General features: G+C 57.0%; 2 protein-coding genes. Both read left to right on the forward strand.

What is annotated here, in order from left to right; translation table 11 throughout:
• Positions 1–1,104: type II toxin-antitoxin system HipA family toxin (locus ABY948_RS11370; protein WP_461482654.1), on the forward strand; the 1,104-nt coding region annotated here is incomplete at its 5' end.
• Between the two features lie 187 nt (positions 1,105–1,291).
• Positions 1,292–4,495 (forward strand): diguanylate cyclase domain-containing protein (locus ABY948_RS11375; protein ID WP_461482655.1); only part of this gene is annotated, 3,204 nt, incomplete at its 3' end.

Below are 4,495 nucleotides of genomic sequence, written 5' to 3' on the forward strand. Positions count from 1 at the left end.
CCCTATGCACAGCAAATCGACCCTGAGCTAAACCTCTATTCCGGGGAACAGCACGGTGAAGACGACAAAAATTTCCGGGTGTTTCTGGATTCCTGTCCGGATCGCTGGGGGCGTTTGCTCATGAAAAGGCGCGAGGCAATTCATGCCCGCCAGGAAGAACGTCGCCCACGAGTATTGAATGAAATCGATTATCTTCTCGGGGTACACGACCTTCACCGGGCTGGCGCGCTGAGATTCAAACACGAGTTGGATGGCCCTTTTCTCGACAACGATGAACGCCTTGCTGCCCCGCCACTCTCATCGTTGAGAGAACTTGAGCACGCCGCCAGGCAGGTGGAAGAAAACACCGATAGCGATGACCCAGAATACGTGAAATGGTTAGCCATGCTGATGTCACCGGGCTCTTCGCTGGGCGGCGCCCGACCCAAGGCCAGTGTGATCGACGAGGATGGGCACCTGTGGATCGCCAAGTTTCCCAGCCGGCAGGATGATTACGATATCGCCGCCTGGGAATACGTCGCCTATCAATTAGCACTGGACGCAGGGGTAACCATGCCGGAGAGCCGAATTGAACAGTTCGGCAACTACCATCATACCTTTCTCACCAAACGCTTTGATCGCACCGAGGTAAGCCGCCTTCATTTTACGTCGGCGATGACACAACTCGGCTATTACGACGGCGACCATGACGCCTGCTATCTGGAGCTCGCACAATTCCTGTCCGAGCACGGGGCGAATACCAAAGAAGATCTCGCGCAGTTATGGCGCCGCATCGTGTTTTACATCGCCATTTCCAATACCGATGACCACCTCCGCAACCACGGATTCATCTACCATCAAGGGGGCTGGTTGCTATCTCCGGCCTACGACATCAACCCAGTCACGCCTGCCAATGGCTTGCATCTCAATATCACCGACAGCGATAACCGCCTGGACTATGAGCTGGCCATGGAGGTCATCGAATTCTTTCAACTCGACCGTGGCCAGGCGCTAAAGATTAAAGATGAAGTACTCGCCAGTGTTGCCAACTGGAAGGCTAAAGCAAGTGCCATCGGGCTCAGTAGAAGTGAGCAAAAATTAATGGAACCGGCATTCAATCTCTGACCCGGATTTTCGAGCTGTTTCTTGACGAAAATGGCAGCTAAAAAGGCCGAGATCCCAAAGAAGATTTCGGCCTTTTTATTTGGGCATCTATAATGCCCCGATGTTTAGAAACCTTTTCTTATATATCTTTGTTCTCTCCGCCCTGGTCCTGACCGGTTTGAGCCCCCGGGTTCAGGCTGGGGACAAGGTGGTTCTGCAGCTGAAGTGGGAGCACGAGTTCCAGTTCGCCGGCTACTATGCGGCGCTTTGGCAGGGCTACTACGAGCGCGAAGGGCTTGATGTCGAGATTCGCTCGGCGGCGACCCCGGATGGCCGATTCCTGTCCCCCCTGGAGGAACTGACCAGCGGCCGCGCCGACTTCGCCATCGGTGGCGCCGATGTCTTCATTTACCGGGGACAGGGGCGCGACCTGAAGGTACTGGCACCCATCTTCCAGCGTTCGCCGGGGGCACTGTTTGCGCTGGAAAAGCAACCCATGCGTAGCGTTGCACAGGCCGCGCAATTGCGTATCGCCTCGGTTCCCTCAGACGACACCCGTCTCGAAGCGCGCGCCATGTTTTTCATGAACGGGGTTGATCCGGAGCGCGTGCGGTTTGTGGATGAACCGGTGAGCCTGGATTCCCTGCTCGCCGACAAAGCCGACGCGATTGTCACCTATGGTATTTCTGCACGCATTCGCGGCGAAGAGCTCGGCCTGCCCCTCAATTCGTTGAGCCCGAGTGATCACGGCATCCAGTTTTACGGGGATATGCTCTATACCAGTGGCCAACTGGCGCGTGAGCGCCCGGAACTGGCCGACAAATTTCTGCGGGCCAGCCTCAACGGCTGGCGCTATGCACTGGAACATCGGGCTGCAATCGCCCAGCGAATCGCCAGGACACTACCCCGTTACATCTACCGCTATGACGATTTTGAGGCGTACAACCGGAAATTCGCACAGCGGATAGACGAATACACCTACTATCCGGTCGTCGATCTGGGCCATGTCGATTACAAGCGCTGGCAACGCACCTACGAGATTCTGGAGCGCCTGGGCGAAATCGAACAGCCCTATGATCCGACCTCCCTGCTTTTTACCAAACCACAGGGGTCCCCCTACACCTTTTCAATCCTGTTCTGGGCAGCCGCGGCCCTGTTGATCCTGATTTTCGCACTGGTATTCCGGCACATCGGTCGCGGTCGCAGTTGGCAGATTTCAATTCTGCTCCTGGTGCTTCTGGTGGAACAGGGACTGGAAGCCTGGCACCGACAGGATGATCTGACCCAGCGATCAGCCCGGGTAGTGGGACAACTAGCGACTGTCCGCTCGAAACTGGAACAGGTGCTGGCGCGCAACCTTGCCGAACTGAGCGGGGTGGCTGCCTTTATCGCGGCCAATCCCAATCTGTCCCAGGAACAATTCGAAAAGTACGCCATCAATATTCTCAAGCTTGACCCGCAACTGATCAACCTGGCTGCGGCTCCGAATTTGATCGTCAAATACATCTACCCACAGCGCGGTAATGAGGCGGTGATCGGCTTGAATTACCGGAAAAATCCGCAACAGTTTCCCGCCGTGTTACACGCCATTGAAGCCAATGAACCGATTATTGCCGGACCACTGGATCTCATTCAGGGTAATCGCGCGTTTATCGGTAGAGTGCCCATCTCAGTGATGGGGCCGGACGGTGCACTGCAGAGCTGGGGGATCGTATCGGCTCCCATTGACGTGGCTTCCGTGTACCGTGAAGCCGGACTGCTCGACCCTGAGCTGGGGCTCAAAATTGCCATTCGCGGCAAGGATGGCAGCGGCTCCGGCGGAGAAATCTTTTACGGGCGCCCGGACATTTTCACCCATCCCGAGGTGGTGAAGCAGACTGTCAGCATGGGTGGCGGATCCTGGCAGATCGGCGCTATCGGCGGCATGGATGCTGACGCCATCTCACCGCGACTGATCCTGATACGAAGTTCCTCAGCGTTGTTTGCGCTCCTGATTGTGTTGCTACTGTTTGCCTACCGGCGCAACCGCCAAAGCCAGAAACACTACCAGGCTGTTTTGCGACGACATGCCGAGTTCCTGCGCGAGGTGGAAACCGTTGCCAAGGTCGGCGGTTGGCGCATGGACGAATCCGGGACCATCAGCGAACTCTCCGAGCAGGCGCGGACCCTGTTGAACCTCGGCGCGGCAGAAACCCGGCCCAGTGTCGAGGCCTTCACACACTCGCTCATTGCCGCCTCGGGACTGGATATTGCCCAGCAGCTGCGCAACGCCCTGCACAGCGGTGAGAATGTCGACCTCGAGGTGAGATCTCGCGGCGGGAAATCCTGGTTTCGGCTGATTGGCGACCCCCTGCAGGACAATGAGGGCCGCCTGGAAATCGTCGGGGCAATTCAGGATATCACCGAGAAAAAAATTGCCGATGCGAAGATTGAACGACAGGCCAACTATGACAGCCTGACGGATCTGCCCAATCGGGAACTGTTCCGGGATCGCCTGGAAACCGCCATGGCTCGGGCTCGGCGTACAGACTGTTCCATTGCACTGCTGTTCGTTGATCTCGACCATTTCAAAGCCATCAATGACAACTATGGTCACCGCGAGGGCGACCAGGTGCTACAGGAAACTGCCCGCAGAATTCGGGCCTGTATAAGGGAGTCGGATACGGTCGGCCGACACAGCGGCGATGAATTTACCGTCATTTTGCACGATGTCAGCAGTGATGCCGCGGCCGAACAAATCGCCGCAAAACTGGTCGCGGAACTGGGCCGAACATTCAACGTCGGCGGTGCGGAAGTGCATTGCGGCGCCAGTGTCGGCATTGCCTTCTATCCCGGCGATGCCAGCAGCGCGGACAGCCTGGTGGTGAATGCCGACCAGGCCATGTATGAAGTCAAGAAAAGCGGCCGCAACGGCTGGCATTTCTATACCGAGGAAATGCAGAGCAGGTCCGAACACCGCCACCACCTGTACAACGACCTTGTCACCGCCATACGCGACGATGAATTAACCGTGCATTTACAGCCCATCGTTGCCACGACAGATGGCCGGATTGTCGGCTGTGAGGCACTGGCGCGCTGGCAGCGCCAGGATGGCAGCTGGTTGTCCCCGACCGAGTTTATTCCCCTCGCGGAAGAAACCGGTCTTGTCAATCAAATCGATTACCTGGTAATGACCAAGGCGACGCACGCATTGCGCCGCATCAATGGGACGCTCAGGCAACCCATTACCTTGTCAATCAACGTGTCCCCGCGGCTTTTCCATACCAAGGACCAGGCCCTCGACCACTGGATGCAATTGGTGCGCGATACCAGCCAAGCACTGCCCATCTCCGTTGAGATCACGGAAAGGTTATTGATTGAGGAGAGTGCGCGAACCACCCATGCCCTGCTCGATCTCGCGGCAATGGGCGTC

The organism is Porticoccus sp., assembly GCF_041592135.1.
In the GTDB taxonomy this organism is placed as follows: domain Bacteria; phylum Pseudomonadota; class Gammaproteobacteria; order Pseudomonadales; family Porticoccaceae; genus Porticoccus.